Origin of the sequence: Treponema sp. (genome assembly GCF_052169735.1) — a bacterium.
GTDB lineage: Bacteria > Spirochaetota > Spirochaetia > Treponematales > Treponemataceae > Treponema.
In genome coordinates, this window is the sequence record NZ_JBQNBW010000055.1 from 1 (window position 1) to 18487 (window position 18487).

Consider the following 18487-nt stretch of genomic DNA (forward strand, 5'->3'; position numbering starts at 1 on the left):
ACGGCTCTGTTCCATTTGTGTTCCGGAAACATGGATTCTTGAAGCTCAAAAACACACACACCTAAATCTATATCCAAATCATCATCTAAAAGTTTAAATGATTTTTTTTCTCCGCTTTCTAGATAATAAAATGGTGTTGTGTTAAACATTTCCCACATGCTTGATTTGATTTCAATGGTGATATATTTCCAATCTTCTTTTATTGAGCTGCAAGCAATGTCTGCAAGTAATTTATACACATCCGTCATTCTGATATCTCCTAATTATAAAACTCATATTTTGACAATTTTCTATTTCCAAATTCATCAGTAGTTATGCTATTAATAATAAATTTATCTGGTCTTTTACTCTCTGAACCGCTAGGATAACGTAGTTCATCCTCTCAAGCTCGGTTGTCTTATATTTTATGGGCGCATTTTTGCTAAAGCAAAAACCAGGCTTTCCGCCGTTCCGCTTTCGCTTCATTCCTACGCTTCGCTTCGGAACGCCTTTCGGCGCGGCTACAATCCTTTGCGCGGGCGTTATTTGTTTTTTTTGCCTGTCAGAATACACTCTGGTTGAATGTGTTCTGATAGGCACTCAAGGATTCCATACTTTCCCTGAGTTTATGTCAAAGAACGGTGGATTCTATCTTATGGAAAAATATTATTCCAATTCAGGATATTTTTCTTTTATTTCTTCGATTGATGAAAAATGATTATGCATGTATTTTTGAAAGAAGTCATCTGTTTTATATTCGTCAAATAAATCCTCTTTTTTAAGGAGCCAACTACAAGCATAAATAATTTCATTTTCAAAAAAAGGTCCAGTAAGAGATAAATAACAATTTTCATCCATCTTTTTATAAATAAACCAGCTATCATTTATATTTATACAACCGCATGCATTTGGTTTATAAATTATTTTACCAACATAAAAATCATTCATTTCATCTGATGCAATTTTACTTTCTAAAACTTCCTTTAGCTTTTCTGTAGTCATAAATATCACCTTTATTTTATTGTTATTGTATGGTTATTGGTAACTATACCACTATCAAGCATTAATTGCCAAGAAAATGCAGTATTTAATTGTCCTGCTCCACCTTCCATATTTATATTTCTTTATTTTCATTAGTAAGCAAATGAAAATTATCTATGTCTTTCCTACGCTGTATTTTTTTCTTCCCATTCAAATATCCTGCCACAGTGCATAGTACATTAATTACAATGCAGGAATGTCTCCTAATTTTAATTACGAACGAAAATTAAGGATTTGCATAACTTGTTCAATAACAGTCCTAGTAAAATTGCTTTGGAAATTATTTTTGTCATGTATTATTTTCAAAACATTCGGATTATTTTTAATTATATTTTCAAACTTAGGGATGCAATATAATTTTAGGGAATCAATACATATTTCAGTTAATTCATCATTATTAATTTTTAATAATTCCAATAGGATATCTAATTCATCGATGATTATTTTATTACTAATTGAATATGCCAATTTTTTTTGCCATTCCAAATCCTTATTTAATATATTGTTTTTCAGTATATTCCAATCATTTTGTGAAAAATCATTAAGAATGGAACAGGCGATTAAAAAAACATCATCATACCATGCATCGATTGTTGTATTTTGTTCTAACAAATCATCTAATTCTGTATACATATAAACCTCTTTATTTTAAAATCCTCATTGTGCGCCGCCCGTCTTTGATGCAGCAGAACAAAAACGCCTTCGACAACCATATAGCCGAAGATAATCGTGCCGGTCTTAAACTGATAAATCGAATCGCTCTCCCAGTCCGAATGAGGAACAATATCCGTCTTCGCAAGCAGCATCAACAGAACATACGACAGCGCATATATCGGGACGGGGAAAAACGGGAGCACAAGGTATTCCCATCTGCGCAAGCGCAGCTTGAACACAAACGCTATGATACTGTTGGTGCAAAAAAGCGAAAACGGCACGGCAAGCTGCCAAGCAAGATACTGCAGCCACGGATACTTCATATATCCTGCAAGCATTACCCAGCCGTAATAACCCAAAAAATTGTACGCGATGGGATAGCTGTTATACGCGGCGAAAAAGAACGTGCCGTACACTGCGACAAACGCAAGATTTTTTACGGCGGATAGGCGGAACTCGTAGCTGTAATTCAGCCAAAGGATGAACAAAAGCGGCGGGAGCACCAGCGCATAGTGCGGATACTCGAGCCAATCCAAGCCGTCCCACCCGCGCCACAGCACTTCGGCAAAAAACACCAAAAAAGAGATAAACGCCGCCGAAACAAGCGTTATGTACTTGATTTTCACATTGTATATTCCGCGCACACCGCCTCCGAACGGCAGTATAGCACAGATAGTTACAAAATAATATATTCAGGGCCAACGTTGAAAAATTCATTTTTGAAGCTAGCAGAGGGATTATTTTATACAGCTCTGTTGCAATTTCATCTACAGTCAGCTTTGTCTTACACTTCGCGGCGGGAAAACTCGCACCCGCAGTAGTCCTGCCGGTATAGCCCCAGTTCCTTGCTCAGCCTGATCGATTCCAAATAGCCATTTTTCTTTTTAAAGTCGCTCGGCAGCCAGCGGCTTTGCTCCGTAGAAAATTCCATACCGATCTCATTGAGCTTTGCGGCGCTTTTTAGCGGGCTTAATGATAGCGTCGTACAAAAAAAGTGGTAACCGCCGCGCCGGGCTTCCCGTGCCGTTGCCTCCAGCCGCTGGCGGTAGCAGCGGAAACAGCGCTCTCCTCCTTCAGGACAGTCTGTATACCCTTCCGCGAGTTCCAGAAAATTCTCATGCCGGTATTCTGTGATGATGTAGTCAATCCGGTAGGGTGATACGCCTTCCTTGTTGTACCGGTCAATCAGCCGCTGCTGCTCATACGCGCGGGTGCTATACTCCTCTTGCGTGTCGATATTTGGATTATAATAGAATACAGTGAGCTTAAAATAAGCCGCCAGCCGTTTAATAACAGAAGAACTGCACGGCGCACAGCAGGAGTGAAGCAGCAAAGCCGGCGGTTTCGCTGCTGAAAATTCAAAGGGAAGAGCTGCAATCGTTTTTTCCATCAGTATCTGATAGTTTTGTTTTATCATAGTCTATACCTGTTCTTGAGCTGCTCTATACCCGCTCGAAGGCTGCCCTTCACTCACTCTTGGTTTGCTTTGTACTCGGCTCAATAGCCCGCCATTCAATCGAGCTTTTAGAGATTCTCAGATGTATCCTCGTATAATATTGTATGCCGGATAAAAGTTTCAATTTCAGCAAGCAATGCCGGTAAAGACGGTGCCAGCTTACGGGGTAAACGGAATGCGATTGCCCCCGGATGCCCTCCTCCATCAGTAATCTTAAAATGGCTGAGTACGGGATGGAGATCAATGCCCCGTGCTGCCTGTGCAGCGCGGATTCGGCATTGGATTTTGTCCGATTTGCCGGGGGCATCATGGTAGACGGAGATACCAACCCCGCCCGATTTTTCTGCAATAGCATTTGTTGCTACTTTTATCATACCGACAAACTGACTATACTCAATAGCATCAAAAAAAAGCAGGGAGTCGGTTTCAGAAAGCATTACGGTACCCACTCGTCCATTGTACACGGCATTATCAAGTATCTGGTTATATATCTTTTGTGTTTCAGCATCAGTTGCTTCGAGTACATTGAGCAGCCGCTCCATCGAGGCTATTTTTTTTGTATTTTCTGAACGGGTACTCAAGCGCAGCATGAGGTTAAGATGCTTAGAAAAATAGTCAAACACATCCCGGTCATGCTTTGTTGCAAGATAATTTCCCATTTTCGCATCACCAAGCATCCCGGTCAAAAGCGCCAATACAAGGTTACGGGAATAGAGTTCTTCAATACTGTATGATCGCATTATTTCAGGATGGTTTGCTAACTTATAGCACAACCGGCACAGAATTTCGCAGGTACTGGAGGCATGCAGCACCAACGAATATGCAGGATCACCCGAATAAGCAGCATCGGAAGAAAAGTGATGATCAAGTTCAACATTCGGAATTTCAGGATTATTTAAAAAATCATAAATACAGCCGTCTGCTGCAATCATATCCGGCTTAGGCGTGTCAAGAATACCTACTACCTGCACCGATCTAATGGGAGGCATTGTGCCGTAATAAATATTTACCTTATTATACTTGCAAAGTGAATTAATAAAATTCAAGTTTTCCGGAGGTGGTGTCTCTAAAAAGATGCTTACATGTTTGTTAAACTTCCGCAAAAGCAATGCCGCAGATGCAACGGAAGCATAACAGTCCTCATCAGGATCTTTATGACCGATCAGCAAAAAAGACCTGTTCTTTTTTATGAGATGATAGATATTGTGTATCACGCGGTTTCTATGCCCGATGTTCATATTATGCTGTTTAAAACCGAAGCTGGGGGCAAACCTTCTTTGTTGTCCGTTCATATAAATATAATTATATCATACTTTATCGGCAAACGTTAGGGGAAAATGTATTATTTTTCAAGGATTCCGTATGGATTTTCTACTTGTTGTATTACTCGACAAAAAGATGAATCTGCGGTATGATTTAGCCCGCAAGATTGGGAGACCTTTGATAAATAATCTTGTAAAAGCTTGGTATTTATCCAGAGGTGCCTACTATTACAGAGGAGAGCATCACGTATGAAAACTTTGCATTGCGATGTTTGTAGAAAAGAATTGGTTAATCCTGTGGTCGGTCGAACATATTGGCATATTCGCGAATATGATGTGTGCGAGGCTTGTAAAGAAACGGTTGAAGCAAAAATCCGTCCGATGATCCGTAGCCATGTTCCATATTCTCAGGCTTGGTATGAGGATGAATTTATTACTTTGATAGAAAAAGGAGTTGCTGCCCGCCATCCGTAATGGAGGTACTGCATCCTCATCAGAGGGGAATGTTTATGTTCAACTGCTGAATTTTAAGGAACGAATCGTTATGTAAGTGATGAAGATAATTACATATATTGGTTAGTCCCGTCTCCGGCGAATTGTGTAAAATATTGGGGGAATCGTTCTATGCGGTAATATATTGTAATACATTAACTTGCAATATATTACCACTGATGATATGACCGATCAAGTTATGCTGTTCTCCCGAAATACGGTTTCGTTCTAGTGTGTGGAGGTATTTCGCTTTATGCGGGAAAAGAAAATTTTTTCTATTCGTAAGAAACTGCTTATCATTTTTGGAACATTGATTACGGTGGCAGGTGTTATACAAGGCTCTTTGTTGCGGTACACTTTGCAGCAAGTTCTTACTGCGCGGGTTAATGCGCATCTTATCGACAAAGTAAATGATATTGCATTGTTTATCACGAGCGATATTAACGGTGATTTCAGTTTTTTACGCGGTTTTATGCGTAATCCTGCAATGAAGGATCCTTCGGTATCTTTTACGGAAAAAACTCAAATCGTACGCAGGGATTTCGGCTATGCCGACAGCCTCAATTTTTTTAATATATGCGATACTAAGGGAAACAGCTACTATGCCGACGGTACGGTTACCTTTGTCGGGGATACGGACTGGTATAAGAGTGCTGTGAGTGGCGTTTCATTTATTACTGAACCCCATATTTCAACAGCAACTAAAAAACTGGAAATTATTTTGGCTGTTCCGCTCTTAGATAGCGATCGTAAGGTCGTCGCTGTTTTGGGAGCCGGACTGGAGGGAACCGTTATTTGCGATACCGTATCCGACATCGAAATCGGTAAAGCAGGAAATTGTCATATTTTAGGATCAGATGGAACAACGATCGCTCACAAAGATACATCAATCGTTGAAGCACAAAAAAATGCGATGGAGCTGGCAAAGACCGATCGCTCTTTAACTTCTATCGCGAATTTTCAGCGGCAAGCGCTTTCGGCTTCTTCTAGCGGTATCGGTTATTATACCTACAACGGTAAAAAGCATATTGCCGCCTATACAAAAATGCAGGATACGGGATGGACAATTATTATTGCAGCCCCGGCAGAAGAATTTCTCGCTGCAATTATCAATCTACAAAAAATGGTTATTATCATCGGTATTATCATATTGGCAGTAACGCTGACTATCGTATTTTTTATTGCAGCAAAGATGGTTGCTCCCGTTCAGACAGCTGTTAATGCCCTAAAAGATATTTCGCAAGGGGAAGGGGATTTGACTGTGCAGCTCCCCCTCATCGGTAATGATGAGGTAACGCGGCTCTCCGAATATTTTAACGAAACAATTAAAAAGATTAGAACTTCCATACAATCTATCGACAGCAATGCTGAAATAATGCGGTCAATCGGTGGTGAACTCGCTCAGAATATGACTGGAACTGTACAGGCTGTCCATAAAATAAATGAAAATATTGACGGCGTAAAGCAACAGGCGCTGACGCAGACTGCAAGCGTTGGAGAAACCGCTGCAACGGTTGAAGAAATTATCAAGACGATACGGCAATTAAACACCCGCATAGAAAGCCAGTCGGCAAGCGTAGCGGTTTCTTCTTCTGCCATAGAAGAGATGGTTGCGAATATTGCATCGATTACCAATACGCTTGAACAAACAGACGGAGTTATTAAAACGCTTGCGGAAGCAACTGCCGACGGACGGGATATTATCGTGAATACCGGTAGTGTTGCACAGAAAATTGCCGAAGAGTCAGGGAGTTTGATGGAGGCTTCAAGTGTCATTCAGCATATTGCATCCCAAACAAACCTGCTTGCAATGAACGCCGCTATTGAAGCAGCGCATGCCGGAGAAGCCGGTAAAGGCTTTGCCGTTGTTGCCGACGAAATCCGCAAACTTTCAGAAGATTCTGCCGTGCAGGGAAAAACGATTACCGCAACGCTTAAAAGTTTAAGTGCAGAGATCGAAGGGCTTTCTACTTCTTCAAAAGTTGCCGGGGAAAAATTTGCTACCATTTTTACGCTTTCCGATCAGGTAAAAAATATGAGTACCCGTTTAACCGAATCAATGCGGGAACAAGAAAACGGGAGCCGCGAAGTACTGGAGGCGATTAAAAACATCAGCGAGGTAACGGTTGAAATTGAAGCCGGTTCAGGTGATATGCTGAAAGGCGGAGAAGGTGTCGCGCACGAAATGCAGAAACTTGACGGGCTTACCAACACAATCGCAGCAAGTATGAAAGAAATGGCAGCGGCAGCAGTGCAAATCAACAATGCTGTTCAAGGCGTAAAAGAAATTACCAACAAAAACAAACTCAGCATCGAAAATTTGGCACAGGAAGTGTCTAAGTTTAAAATATAAAAAGATCGGGGGCTGTCCAATAAGTTTTCAAACCCCTGTTTGCAACATTATAGGCACTATATCGAGCGTTGTTTCAGGTATAAGCAAAATCGAAAAAAAACGCTATGAAATATACTTCATGGACAGCTCCCTCTCACCCTCTCCCAGCTTTTTTTAGAGATGCCTATTACTGCTTAAACACATCGTGTACTTTTTTGAGGGCTGCAGCAAGGGCATCAATGTCCTCCTGCGTATTGTAGATACCAATGCTTGCACGGCAGCAGGAATTGATACCCATGTAGTCCATCAGCGGCTGCGTGCAGTGATGTCCGCTTCTGACCATAACGCCTTGCTCATCCAGAATATATGCTGTGTCATGCGAATGCACATCCTTGACATTAAAAGCAACTGTTGGAACCCGCCGCTCTGCATGAGCATAGTACAGATTCACAAAATCAAGCTCTTGTAAGGCAGCAATCAAAGCGCAGTGCAGCCCTTCCGCATAGGTGTGGACAGCTGCAAGCCCCTGCTCTGTCAGAAAATCGATACTAAGCTTGAGTGAATGAATTGCCGCGGTATCGAGCGTTCCGCCTTCATACTTTGCCCCGCCTGCCTTAAACTCGCTGGTCTGCTCACTGACAAACTCGATCATGCTGCCGCCGTAGAGGAAGGGCGGCATTTGTTCCAGCAGGGTGCGCTTTGCATACAGCACCCCGGCACCGAACTCCGCGTAAAGCTTATGCCCGGAAAAAGCGAGAAAGTCACAATCCCAAGCCGCAACATCATGCGGAAAATGTGCAATAGACTGCGCTGCATCAATAACCGCAACCGCGCCGTACTTATGTGCTTCCGTGATGATCTCCTGTACCGGAAAGACAACACCGGTGGTATTGACCGCAGCTGTTACCGCTACAACCTTTGTGCGGCTGCCGAGCAGGGATTTAAAACCTGCCATATCGAAGTTTCCGCGCTCATCAAGGTAGACATACCGCAGTACGGCACCGGTTTTCCGCGCAACAAACTGCCACGGAATAAGGTTTGCATGATGGTTGGCAATCGAAATGATTATTTCATCCCCTGTACGGAGCTGCTCTAATCCGTAGCAGTATGCAATAATATTGAGCGATTCGGTCGCATTCTTGGTAAACACCACCTCGCCGGAATTGTCAGCACCGATAAACCTGCTAACCGCAGTGCGGGCAGCTTCAATCAGTGCGGAGGATTCCATCGCAAGCGTGTGGGAGCCGCGTCCTGCGTTTCCATTGCTGCGGGTATAGTACGCCTGTACACCATCAAGCACCGCCTGCGGACGCTGCGCGGTTGCGGCAGCATCTAAATAGTGAATATTCCGATTTTGCAGCAACGGGAAGTATTGTTTATACATGTGCTGCTCCTATTTTACCTTGCGCACTGTCTGGTGCCGCTGTTTCGGTTTTGGATGCAGCCATTTTTTCCGGAATAGCACCGGATGCCGCCGCTGGCTCTGCTTGAGGCTGCGTCTGTGCGGATAAACGCTCATCAAACTCGGCATTCAGCCGGTTCCGTATTGCTTCATCTGGGATAGCATTAAAGACAGGGCGGAAGGCAGCGTCAATAATCAGTTTTTTGGCGCTCAACTCGTCAAAACCGCGGCTCATCAGATAATAGAGCTTTTCTTTATCAATGGCGGCAAAGCTCGCAGCGTGTTCTCCGACAACATCATCTTCATCACAGAAAATAGTCGGGATGCTGGCACCGACAGCCTGTTTATCCAGCATAATGCTGTTATCAGCAAACCGCGCAACAGAGGCGGAACAGCCTTTATTTAAGAAGATATTGCCGCGGAATACCTTATGTGCTTCATTTTTCAGTGCGCCGCGGGCTTTAATTTCCGACAGTGTGTTTTTTCCATTGATAATCAGATTATGCTCAAGATCCATCCGCCGCATCTTATCAACAAAATACAGCGGATAGATACGCACCTCCGACCATTCCTCCTGTATATAGGAAGAATAAGAGATACCGTTTTTTTCAGCGCCCAGCTGTATGTCGTGAACCGTTATTACAGCTTTTTCACCGACATCCATTCTAACCGTTTCAAAATTGAGTGCGATGTCCGCAAAGTTCTGAATTTTGATAATTTCTATCGCAGCACATTTCCCAATGCGGATACTGATCAGCCCATTCCGGTATGATTGCAGCGCTGCTGCCGCAGGATCAGAGTCAAAGTACAAAATAATCCGTGCCGCTGCATTATCAGCTACGTCGATGTAGCTTTGGTCAAACAGGACAGTGTGCGCTGCATCCACCGTAAACCGCACAAAGAAATCCTGCATGGTACTCGGTTCTGCAGCGGAACCGGCGGTAGAACAGTCCTGAGCGGTGCTGTTCGTGCGATTCTTACCATGGTCGGCACCGGTACATAGCCCCGCTGCTTTGCCGCAAGCATCATTTCCAGAAGCCGGCTCCGCAGTGCTAGCAGCTGCTTCAATGTTAAGATAAAACCCGCTGTTTTGCTTTGCATGTACCTCATCGGTAAACCGCTTTCCCAGTCCGCAGTTTTTTTCGCGCGGCGATTTTTCGGTACTGAATATCTTTGCAGCCTGCTCAGCCGGGCATATTTTCAGAAAGTCTTCAATCGGCATAAACCGAGCGCCCGGAACATCTGTGTGAAACACCATCCCGGTAAATGGAGCCTTCGGTACATCCTGTATATGATAATCGAGCCGTTTAAAATAGTTTTCGTTTCTCATCAGCCTATCGTCCCCTCCAGCTCAATAGAAATAAGGTTATTCAGCTCGACGGCATATTCAAGCGGAAGTTCTTTGGAAATCGGCTCGACAAATCCTTTGATAATCAGGGATTTTGCCGCCGCTTCGTCCAAACCGCGCTGCATGAGGTACAACACCATCGAATCACTTATCCTGCCGATTTTCGCTTCGTGTCCGATATCGGCATCATCGGTATGGCTTTCGATAATCGGGATAGTATCAGTACGGGACTCGTTATCCAGCATCAGGGATTCGCACTCGGCGAGCGCCTTCGCGCCGGTTGCATCCTTCCCGATAACCAGCAAGCCGCGGTAGTTCGACTCCCCGCCGTTTTTCGCAATAGAGCGCGAGTGCATTTCAGACACGGTGTTCTTACCGATATGCACGGTTTTAGTGCCGGTGTCGAGGCACTGCCCCGCTGATGCAAAGGTAACGCCGGTAAACTCGGAGCGTGAGCGGTCTCCCTTCAAAATACTCATAGGATAGAGCATAGTAACGCGCGAGCCGAACGAGCCGGACACCCATTCAATAGCACCGTCCTCTTCCACAATAGCGCGTTTGGTATTCAAATTGTAGAGGTTCCGTGACCAGTTTTCGATGGTGGAATAGCGCATGGTCGCCTTTTTTCCGACATACAGCTCTACAGCTCCTGCGTGCAGTGCATTCTTATAGTACTTAGGCGCACTGCATCCCTCGATAAAATGGAGATACGCGCCTTCATCTACAATAATCAGTGTGTGTTCAAATTGCCCTGACTGGTTCGCGTTCAATCTAAAGTAGGATTGCAACGGGAGTTCAACCTTGACGCCCTTGGGTACATACACAAACGAACCGCCTGACCATACCGCACCGTGCAGCGCAGCAAACTTATGATCGTTCGGCGTTATCAGTTTCATAAAATGCTCGCGGACAAGATCACCGTAACGCAGCACCGCCGATTCCATATCGAGGTACACAACCCCTTGGTCTGCAAGGTTTTTCTGCAAGCTATGATACACTACTTCCGAATCATACTGGGCACCGACCCCTGCCAGAGAGGTTTGCTCCGCCTTAGGAATACCGAGCCGGTCAAAGGTTTGCTTAATCTCTTCCGGCACCTGATCCCAGTCGGTCGCCATCGGCTTTTCATCCGAAACAATGTAGTGAATAATCTCTTGAATATTGAGGTCGGAAATATCCGCACCCCAATCCGGCATAGGGCGTTCAAAAAAGTACTGTAAGGATTGCAGCCTTAAATCGAGCATCCACTTGGGTTCAAGCTTACGCGCAGAAATCTTCCGTACAACCTCTTCACTCAAGCCCATTCCAGTGGAATACTGATAGTCAATCTTATCTTTTATATCGTAAACGCCCCGCTCAATGTCGGAAACAAAGGTACGCTTCCGTGTTTGGAACAGGGGAGAGCGGGAATCTCTAAAGTCATTACTCATAGCCGCTCCTACATTCCTGCATACCCGTATTTTTGAATATGATCAACCAGTTCGATACCGCCGCTTTTTACCAGCGAGCCGCTCACCAACACATGCACATAATCCGGCTTGAGATATTCCAGCACCTTGCTATGGTGAGTGATGATTAAAATACCCATATCCGGCGTCTTGAGTTTTGCAACACCCTCAAAAACAATTCTCGTTGCATCGATATCCAAACCCGAGTCCGTTTCGTCCAAAATGGCGAGCTTGGGTTGAAGTACGGCAAGCTGTAGGATTTCGTTCTTCTTTTTCTCACCGCCCGAAAACCCGACATTTAAGCTGCGGTCTGCATATTCAGGATTGATACTGAGCATCTCCATCAGTTTGAGCAGCTCTTTATGGAAGGTAAGTGCGGGTATCTTTTTACCGGTAACCGCTTCCTTAGCCGCCCGGAGAAACTCCTCAACTTTTAGCCCCGGCACTTCTTCAGGATTTTGGAAAGAAAGAAAGATACCGCGCCGCGCACGTTCAAAAACCGGCAGATTATTCAATAATTCTCCATTAAGGAAAATTGAACCTTGATCTATCTGAAAGATGGGATTACCGACTATTGCAGCTGCCAGCGTAGATTTACCAGCCCCGTTCGGCCCCATCACTACGTGGATTTCTCCTGCATTGATCTTTAAATTGACATTATGCAGTATCGGTTTTTCATTTACCGACAGATGCATATTTTCTATATGTAATAACGGTTCCATGTGCAACTCCTCCGTGTGAAATTTAGTAATGTAATATTATATCAGCTTGCAAAATGGGTTACAAGATAGTATAGAATGAATGCCAGGGCTTCCTTTGCGTTCTTTGCGTCTTAGCGGTTTTATTTTTTACTGTAATCGCAGAGGCGCGGAGGACGCAGAGGTTTTGGGTGGTGGTGGTGAGCTTGCTTTGGGTGAATACCTTTGCGCTCTTTGCGTCTTAGCGGTTTATTTTTAATGTAATCGCAGAGGACGCGGAGGACGCAGAGGTTTGGGGGAAGGTATGATGAGCTTGTCCCTCGTGGCTTCCTTTGCGATCTTTGCGTCTTGGCGGTTTTATTTTTTATGTAATCGCAGAGGCGCAGAGGACGCAGAGGTTTAGGGTGGAGGCGGTGAGCTGACCCTCGTGGCTTCCTTTGCGCTCTTTGCGTCTTAGCGGTTTTATTTTTTAGTGTAATCGCAGAGGTCGCGGAGAACGCAGAGGTTTGGGCTGGGGGTGATGAGCTTGCTTTGGGTGAATGCCTTTGCGTTCTTTGCGTCTTGGCGGTTTTGTTTTTTAATGTAATCGCGGAGGCGCGGAGGACGCGGAGGGCGCAGAGGTTTGGGCTGGGGTGGAGAGCTTGCTTTGGGTAGTTCCTTTGCGTTCTTTGCGTCTTAGCGGTTTTATTTTTTACTGTAATCGCGGAGGAATTAAAAAACAACAAAAAAGCCTGCCCTGCATACGCAGAACAGGCTGTTGATGTGTACTTATAGTAAACTACACGTCATTGCTATTAGTATTCAACTTTAAGCGCAAGTGTAAATCTACCATTATGGGTACCGTGATTTATAGGAGCTTCGATTAATAGACCGTTTTTGTCTTTACCGCGCAGTGCTCCATATTCATTCTTACGGATTTTACCATGTTCCCATTTTGCGGTTAGTTCAACCTTTTCAGCGGGGCTATATGCTATACCTACATCATAAGCGAAGCCGGTATAAGGATTAAGAGTCTCTTTGCCTTCTGCATCTTCTTTATGATTGGTTTCCATCCAAAATGTTGCAAACGGTTTAAGCGACATTGAATCATTCAGCTTTGCCTTATAAGATCCCCAGAGTTTCATGAGTATTGGGTAATCCCATCTCTTACTAGTATCTCTCTTTGCAAAAGAGATCATCCTATACAAACCAAGATGGACACCGGCATCCAAGCCTTCTAGCAAGTAGGATGATTCTTTTTTCTCTCCCTCTGTTTTAAATTGTATATATGTTGCCATATCCGGGATATTTGTATTCTTTCCGTCAAACCAACTATATGGAGTTCCAGCAGATGCAGCATAGACACCAGCGCTGACCCACTTGTATTTAGTATCAAATAAGAGGTCCCAAGCAAATGTCCGGTTAGCAGCGCTTTTATCACCCTTTACTTTCTTTGTATCGAAGAAAGTGCCGCCGTCAAAACCGAGTTTAAGCTCTAATCCATCAATCGGTTTAGAGCTTACTTCAGTACCGACATTAAACCCAAATGCATCTGTAGTTTGTCCGCCTGCTAAACCGAAGCGGTAGCCATCCTTCTCATTCTTGGAAGACTTTGCCAGCGCAAGGGTTGAATTAACATTTAACTTAATGCCGAGCATCTTATCCAGCGGTTTCATAGAAAAATCAAGCCCGATACCGTATTTACTGTGCGGTGCTATTTCTTTATCTGTCTTTGTTGTGACAAGGTATGTGCCGGGATCAAGTTTGCCATCTTTATCTTTTATTGTATATTCCTTAGGCTTTGCATTACTCAGCTCTACCAGCTTTTTTGCTGTTTGATTCTTACCCAGCTTTTTCTCTCCATCAAAGTACTCAACTGTTTCCGTTGTTTTTTCATCTGTGTCTTCAGCTTCCCAGTTACCGTTTGATCCGAACTTTAAGCCGACATCTAAGTCCATGAAATTCTTATTGGCATAGCCCAGCTTCGTACCGTATCCTTCAAAGCCCGGCTCAAATTTATAAGTAATATCCTTCTTCTTTTTCTTATAATCGTCGCTCTTTTCGAGTGTATCCCATAAATTGGCATAGTTCGTATTAAAGCCCGGTTTATTATATACCTGCAGATATGCGCCATAGAACACAAATTTTGCTTCCAACTTATCAACTTTTCCGTCAAATGCAAAGTCTTTCTTATCTTCCTTGCTTTGAAGATTTAGCTCAATGTCTTTTAGCGCTACTTCAGCATATACAGGCGACTCATTTCTGGGTGACATCATATCACCTTTTTTGATAAGCGGAAATTTTACCGTCCATGAAGCTTCATTTTTAAAGCCATGCTTTGCTATATCTGCAGGCTTTCCTGACCCTGAACCAAGATCAATTCCCCACGTAACCGTTGCCTCCGCCTCGATGTCTATATCAGGTATCTTGGTTGTTGCTTCTGCTGCCGACACAAATGCGGCGGCAAAGAGAATTGTTAAGCTTACGAGTAGATATTTTTTCATATTGAAAAATACCTCCTTAAATACTTTCTTGATCAAAGCGTAACACGCTTTTTATTGATCAATTTTAACTATAAATTATGTTACGCGATTTTTTTTTGTTTGTCAATGAGTAATTTTGTAACTTTTTAAACCTTGATTTGTTACGGTTTTATTTTTTATTCGTGCGGTAAAACGTAGAGACCGGTTGCAAAGACTTTTCCATTTTGGTGTATTGACAAAAGAACTCTGTATAAATTACCATTATACATGTCAAAGAGACCGGCGCTGCCTAAAGCGATTCAAGATTCTGTGTTCAAAATACCGAAATAATCAAAGAAAATGCACGCTCCGTGTTACGCTGATCGATGGTATTTATCACTTATACACGAGGTTTCCAAACAGGTATAATATGGAAAGTATTCCCTTAGAAGTCTTACAGCAAAACAAGAAATATCTTGAACTCTTGTCCCAGTCGTTTCCGAATGTTACTACGGCAGTTGAGGAAGTAGTCAATCTAAAAGCGATATTAAATTTACCCAAGGGTACGGAGCATTTTCTGACTGACATACATGGAGAAGCGGAGGCGTTTAATCATGTTATGCAGAATGCGTCGGGGGCTATCCGGCGGAAAGTGTCTGAAGAATTAAGCTCAACAGTTAGTACCGAAGATTTGGAAGAACTGACAACGCTGATTTACTATCCGCGTGAAAAGCTGAAGCTAATCAAGGCAGAAAAAAAAGCAAACCGTGCCAATTGGTATGAGCTTACTATCTACCGGCTGGTGCGGGTGGCACGGGCAACAGCCTCAAAATACACACGTTCAAAGGTTAGGAAACTGCTGCCTAAGAATTTTGCCTATATAATGGAAGAACTTCTACAAGAAGATGAACACCGTTTTAATAAAAAAGACTATTACAGCGAAATTATTAAGAGCCTTGTGGAATACGGACGCGCAGATTTGTTCATTATCGAACTGTCTGCCGTCATAAAAAAATGTACGATTGATCACCTGCATATTATCGGTGATATTTATGACCGCGGTCCTTATCCGCATAAGGTGATGGATACCCTGATGGCGCAGAATAGCCTGGACATCCAATGGGGCAATCACGACATTTTGTGGATGGGGGCTGCTGCAGGATGCCGTGCCTGTGTTGCAACAGCCATACGGATTGCGCTGCGATATTCCAATATCAATGCAATAGAAGATGGGTACGGTATCAGCCTCTTGCCGTTGGTGAGCTTTGCTCAGCATCTGTATAAGGATGACCCCTGTACTCGGTTTATGCCCAAAGTAAATGAAAAACATCCTTTTGATGTCGATGCAGAGTTGTTGGCAAAAATGCACAAAGCAATCAGCATCATTCAATTCAAGCTCGAAGAAAACCTGATCAATGACCATCCTTCGTACAATATGGAGCATCGGAAAATATTGCGCACCCTCAACCCTGCTGCAGGAACAATCGAAATTGAAGGCAAAACCTATCCCTTGAATGACCGCTCCTTCCCCACTATTGACCCGGCTAATCAAACGCGGCTGACAGAAGAAGAACACTATCTTATCGACACACTGACTGCTGCCTTTACTACCAGCGAAAAGTTAAAACAGCATGTACGCTTTTTATATGCGAAGGGGAGTATGTACTGCCGTTATAATGACAATCTTTTATTCCATGCCTGTCTTTTACTGAATGAAGACGGCAGTTTTAAAGAAACGGAAATTGACGGCAAACGGTATTACGGCAAAAATCTGATGGATAAATATGATCAAATGGCACGGGAAGCCTATTTTTCAGGCGAAAATGCGGAATTTCTGTGGTTTTTGTGGTGTAATCAAGATTCTACCCTCTTTGGGAAGAAAAAGATGACAACTTTTGAGCGTTACTTTATTGATGATAAGGAAACACACAAAGAGCCGTCTTCTCCGTATTATAAGCTGATGGAACAGGACGACGGCACCCTTGCTGCGCAGATACTCAAAGAATTTGGACTGAGCGGCAATGCGCATATTGTCAACGGGCATACCCCGGTGAAGGTTGCAAAAGGCGAAAGCCCTATTAAAGCAGGCGGTAAGCTGTTGGTAATCGATGGCGGTTTTTCCAAGGCGTACCAAACAACTACCGGCATTGCAGGCTATACCCTTACCTATAACTCCTACGGTATGACATTGATCAGCCATCACCCCTTTGAATCGGTAGAAAAAGTGTTGCGGGAAGGCTTTGATATTCAATCTACCAAAGAAGTAATTGAAACATTGGTTGAACGGAAGCGTGTTTCAGACACCGACACGGGGAAAGAGCTTAAAGACAAGATACGGAATTTGGAAATGCTGATCACTGCGTATAACAAAGGCTTTTTGAAACAACACGACTAATACAGTGTCAGCATTTACCCCCTGCTCACTGCAGGATTTTAAACCGGAACCCAAGCGGCAAATGATCAGAATATCCTTCTCCGGAAACTACGTTATACCGAAGCGGTTTTCCGTCTTTGACAAGAGGCGGTTCATATAGTACAAAAAATAACACCGGTTCAATAGCTGTGGTACCGGTATGTACTGTATTCGGTGTCTCAGCCGGTGTGTGAAGCCTATCATAATAGAAGATATGGTCGATCTTTTCCCATTTGTTTTTGAAGTAGTAACTTCCATCCGGCTGCCTGCTCTGCTGATTTTCAGTTTTGTAAGCCGCTGTATTCCAGCATACGGCAAAGGTATTGAGTTCATTAAATTCTTCAAGCGGCTGATTAAAATCCCCGCAGATAACAACGGGAATGCCGGGACTACGGGCATTATGTTCCCGGATTTTTTGCAGCAGCTGCTGTTCCTGCAATATGCGGATGCCAGCGCTTTCTCCGCTGCCGCTTTTTGACTTCCAATGTACGGCAAACAGAGTGAGTCTCCGGGGCTTTTTTTCGCTTCCAATATTCAGCTGTGCTTCTACCAAGGGACGCAGCGCTGATTGATCTTGCGTGTAAAGTGTATGGAATCTGAAATGCTCAATAGGGAATTTGCTTAAAATCACCGTCGTAAATGCGGCTTTAGCCGGGCGGGATGGACACAGCGCATATGGATACGTTTCTTTATGCGGAAGCTGTTTACAAAAATCTTCTATAACCCTGCTGCTTTCAACTTCTTGTAATACCGCAATATCCGGCAGCCGGTCTTTTGCTCCCGTTAATCGCTCTCCTGCAGTAAAAAGGATTGTTTTGAGCCGTTCAAGCCGTATACGGTACCGCTGTTCAGACCATCGGGATTTTCCGCCCCTAAACTCTTGAAATTCAGTTCCATCTTCTACCGCATCAAAAAAGGTTTGCGTATTGTAGCTGACTAATGATATTTGCGGGTTTATGTCCTGATCCGTGATCGGCGTACAGCGGGTACATTGCAGGAAAAAGACTGCACTGATAAGGCTGCAGACCAGCACTATCCATATTCGTTTTACTTTCATAGTAGCACCTCCACAGCTATATATAGCCTGTAGAGAGACTTTTGCCAAAGAAATTAGACCAGTTCGATAACTTCGTTGTCAAACTGGTCGACGAGTTCTAAATCGCACAAATAGCACGATTTAGAACATCGCATTTCAAGGTAACCTGTTCAGAAACGGAAGTTTCCGAACAGGTTTATTTAAGGAAGCGGGTTGCCTTGCATAACCCGTGTCTTATCCGCACAATACTCCCATAAGCACAATCATCATATCAACAAGATTGTGTTTCTTGCACAGGGGTTCCGCATTATAACTACCTTCAAATGCTGTACGCGGTACTATCCATTCATAATTATATTCCGCCCTGCTTTGCGTTTTTCTCCTACACTCCGCACATTGCATTTTATATCCTGATGTCCTATACTTTCTCCAGCTATGGAAGACGAATTACAGATAACCCTCACCAATGATTATGCATTTCTTTC

At 43.6% G+C, this 18487-nt stretch carries 15 protein-coding genes; 3 read left to right on the plus strand and 12 right to left on the minus strand.

All coding sequences use genetic code 11. The features are described from left to right. The 6 genes from ACTTJ8_RS09165 to ACTTJ8_RS09190 all read right to left on the minus strand — a co-directional run. Positions 1-248: hypothetical protein (locus tag ACTTJ8_RS09165; protein WP_298680854.1), on the minus strand; the 248-nt coding region annotated here is incomplete at its 3' end. A gap of 397 nt (positions 249-645) precedes the next feature. Beyond that, positions 646-981: a hypothetical protein gene (locus tag ACTTJ8_RS09170; RefSeq protein WP_298680853.1), complete on the minus strand. Its 336-nt coding sequence runs from the start codon at positions 979-981 to the stop codon at positions 646-648. Between the two features lie 252 nt (positions 982-1233). Further along, a complete protein-coding gene (locus ACTTJ8_RS09175; RefSeq protein ID WP_442720994.1) occupies positions 1234-1653 on the minus strand; it encodes a hypothetical protein in 420 nt (139 codons plus the stop codon). Next, a complete protein-coding gene (locus ACTTJ8_RS09180; protein ID WP_442720995.1) occupies positions 1638-2318 on the minus strand; it encodes a hypothetical protein in 681 nt (226 codons plus the stop codon). The genes ACTTJ8_RS09175 and ACTTJ8_RS09180 overlap by 16 nt, the downstream gene beginning before the upstream one ends. Positions 2319-2458: 140 nt before the next feature. After that, positions 2459-3091, minus strand: a complete 633-nt coding sequence (locus tag ACTTJ8_RS09185; RefSeq protein ID WP_442720996.1) for an epoxyqueuosine reductase QueH — start codon at positions 3089-3091, stop codon at positions 2459-2461. Positions 3092-3198: 107 nt separating this feature from the next. Continuing rightward, positions 3199-4422, minus strand: coding sequence for a DHH family phosphoesterase (locus ACTTJ8_RS09190; protein WP_442718506.1), 1224 nt, complete (start codon positions 4420-4422; stop codon positions 3199-3201). 219 nt (positions 4423-4641) lie between these two features. Here ACTTJ8_RS09190 and ACTTJ8_RS09195 point away from each other — a divergent pair, with 219 nt between their 5' ends. Next, positions 4642-4866 carry a hypothetical protein gene (locus ACTTJ8_RS09195; protein ID WP_442716927.1) on the plus strand — a complete coding sequence of 75 codons (225 nt, stop codon included), beginning with the start codon at positions 4642-4644 and terminating at the stop codon, positions 4864-4866. Positions 4867-5137: 271 nt separating this feature from the next. Continuing rightward, complete coding sequence (locus tag ACTTJ8_RS09200) at positions 5138-7237, plus strand: methyl-accepting chemotaxis protein (protein ID WP_442720997.1); 2100 nt, start codon at positions 5138-5140, stop codon at positions 7235-7237. Between the two features lie 166 nt (positions 7238-7403). Here the strand turns inward: ACTTJ8_RS09200 and ACTTJ8_RS09205 are convergent, their stop codons facing one another. From ACTTJ8_RS09205 to msp, 5 genes are all read right to left on the minus strand, one after another. Next, a complete protein-coding gene (locus ACTTJ8_RS09205; protein WP_442720998.1) occupies positions 7404-8600 on the minus strand; it encodes a SufS family cysteine desulfurase in 1197 nt (398 codons plus the stop codon). Then, a complete protein-coding gene (sufD, locus tag ACTTJ8_RS09210; RefSeq protein WP_442720999.1) occupies positions 8593-9948 on the minus strand; it encodes a Fe-S cluster assembly protein SufD in 1356 nt (451 codons plus the stop codon). The genes ACTTJ8_RS09205 and sufD overlap by 8 nt, the downstream gene beginning before the upstream one ends. Further along, entirely contained in the window at positions 9948-11396 is a 1449-nt protein-coding gene (gene sufB, locus ACTTJ8_RS09215) for a Fe-S cluster assembly protein SufB (RefSeq protein ID WP_442721000.1), read from the minus strand. Before sufB ends, sufD begins: the two co-directional genes overlap by 1 nt. Positions 11397-11404: 8 nt before the next feature. After that, positions 11405-12136, minus strand: coding sequence for a Fe-S cluster assembly ATPase SufC (sufC, locus tag ACTTJ8_RS09220; protein ID WP_442721001.1), 732 nt, complete (start codon positions 12134-12136; stop codon positions 11405-11407). 770 nt (positions 12137-12906) lie between these two features. Further along, positions 12907-14595 (minus strand): major outer sheath protein Msp, encoded by a 1689-nt coding sequence (gene msp, locus ACTTJ8_RS09225; protein WP_442721002.1) that lies wholly within the window; start codon positions 14593-14595, stop codon positions 12907-12909. 388 nt (positions 14596-14983) lie between these two features. Here msp and ACTTJ8_RS09230 point away from each other — a divergent pair, with 388 nt between their 5' ends. Beyond that, on the plus strand, positions 14984-16948 hold the full coding sequence (locus tag ACTTJ8_RS09230; protein ID WP_442721003.1) for a fructose-1,6-bisphosphatase: 1965 nt from the start codon (positions 14984-14986) through the stop codon (positions 16946-16948). A 25-nt stretch (positions 16949-16973) separates the two neighbouring features. On the opposite strand, the gene ACTTJ8_RS09235 is transcribed toward ACTTJ8_RS09230, so the two are convergent. Next, the gene (locus ACTTJ8_RS09235; protein ID WP_442721004.1) at positions 16974-18023 is read right to left on the minus strand and encodes an endonuclease/exonuclease/phosphatase family protein; all 1050 of its coding nucleotides are present in this window, start codon (positions 18021-18023) and stop codon (positions 16974-16976) included. Positions 18024-18487: the final 464 nt, after the last annotated feature.

Bases quoted from the DNA above. Each gene is read 5' to 3' on its own strand.
- ACTTJ8_RS09175 (WP_442720994.1), bottom strand. From the start codon at position 1,653: ATGTATACAGAATTAGATGATTTGTTAGAACAAAATACAACAATCGAT.
- ACTTJ8_RS09205 (WP_442720998.1), bottom strand. From the start codon at position 8,600: ATGTATAAACAATACTTCCCGTTGCTGCAAAATCGGAATATTCACTAT.
- ACTTJ8_RS09185 (WP_442720996.1), bottom strand. From the start codon at position 3,091: ATGATAAAACAAAACTATCAGATACTGATGGAAAAAACGATTGCAGCT.
- msp (WP_442721002.1), bottom strand. From the start codon at position 14,595: ATGAAAAAATATCTACTCGTAAGCTTAACAATTCTCTTTGCCGCCGCA.
- ACTTJ8_RS09200 (WP_442720997.1), top strand. From the start codon at position 5,138: ATGCGGGAAAAGAAAATTTTTTCTATTCGTAAGAAACTGCTTATCATT.
- ACTTJ8_RS09190 (WP_442718506.1), bottom strand. From the start codon at position 4,422: ATGAACGGACAACAAAGAAGGTTTGCCCCCAGCTTCGGTTTTAAACAG.
- ACTTJ8_RS09195 (WP_442716927.1), top strand. From the start codon at position 4,642: ATGAAAACTTTGCATTGCGATGTTTGTAGAAAAGAATTGGTTAATCCT.
- sufD (WP_442720999.1), bottom strand. From the start codon at position 9,948: ATGAGAAACGAAAACTATTTTAAACGGCTCGATTATCATATACAGGAT.
- ACTTJ8_RS09170 (WP_298680853.1), bottom strand. From the start codon at position 981: ATGACTACAGAAAAGCTAAAGGAAGTTTTAGAAAGTAAAATTGCATCA.
- sufC (WP_442721001.1), bottom strand. From the start codon at position 12,136: ATGGAACCGTTATTACATATAGAAAATATGCATCTGTCGGTAAATGAA.
- ACTTJ8_RS09235 (WP_442721004.1), bottom strand. From the start codon at position 18,023: ATGAAAGTAAAACGAATATGGATAGTGCTGGTCTGCAGCCTTATCAGT.
- ACTTJ8_RS09230 (WP_442721003.1), top strand. From the start codon at position 14,984: ATGGAAAGTATTCCCTTAGAAGTCTTACAGCAAAACAAGAAATATCTT.
- sufB (WP_442721000.1), bottom strand. From the start codon at position 11,396: ATGAGTAATGACTTTAGAGATTCCCGCTCTCCCCTGTTCCAAACACGG.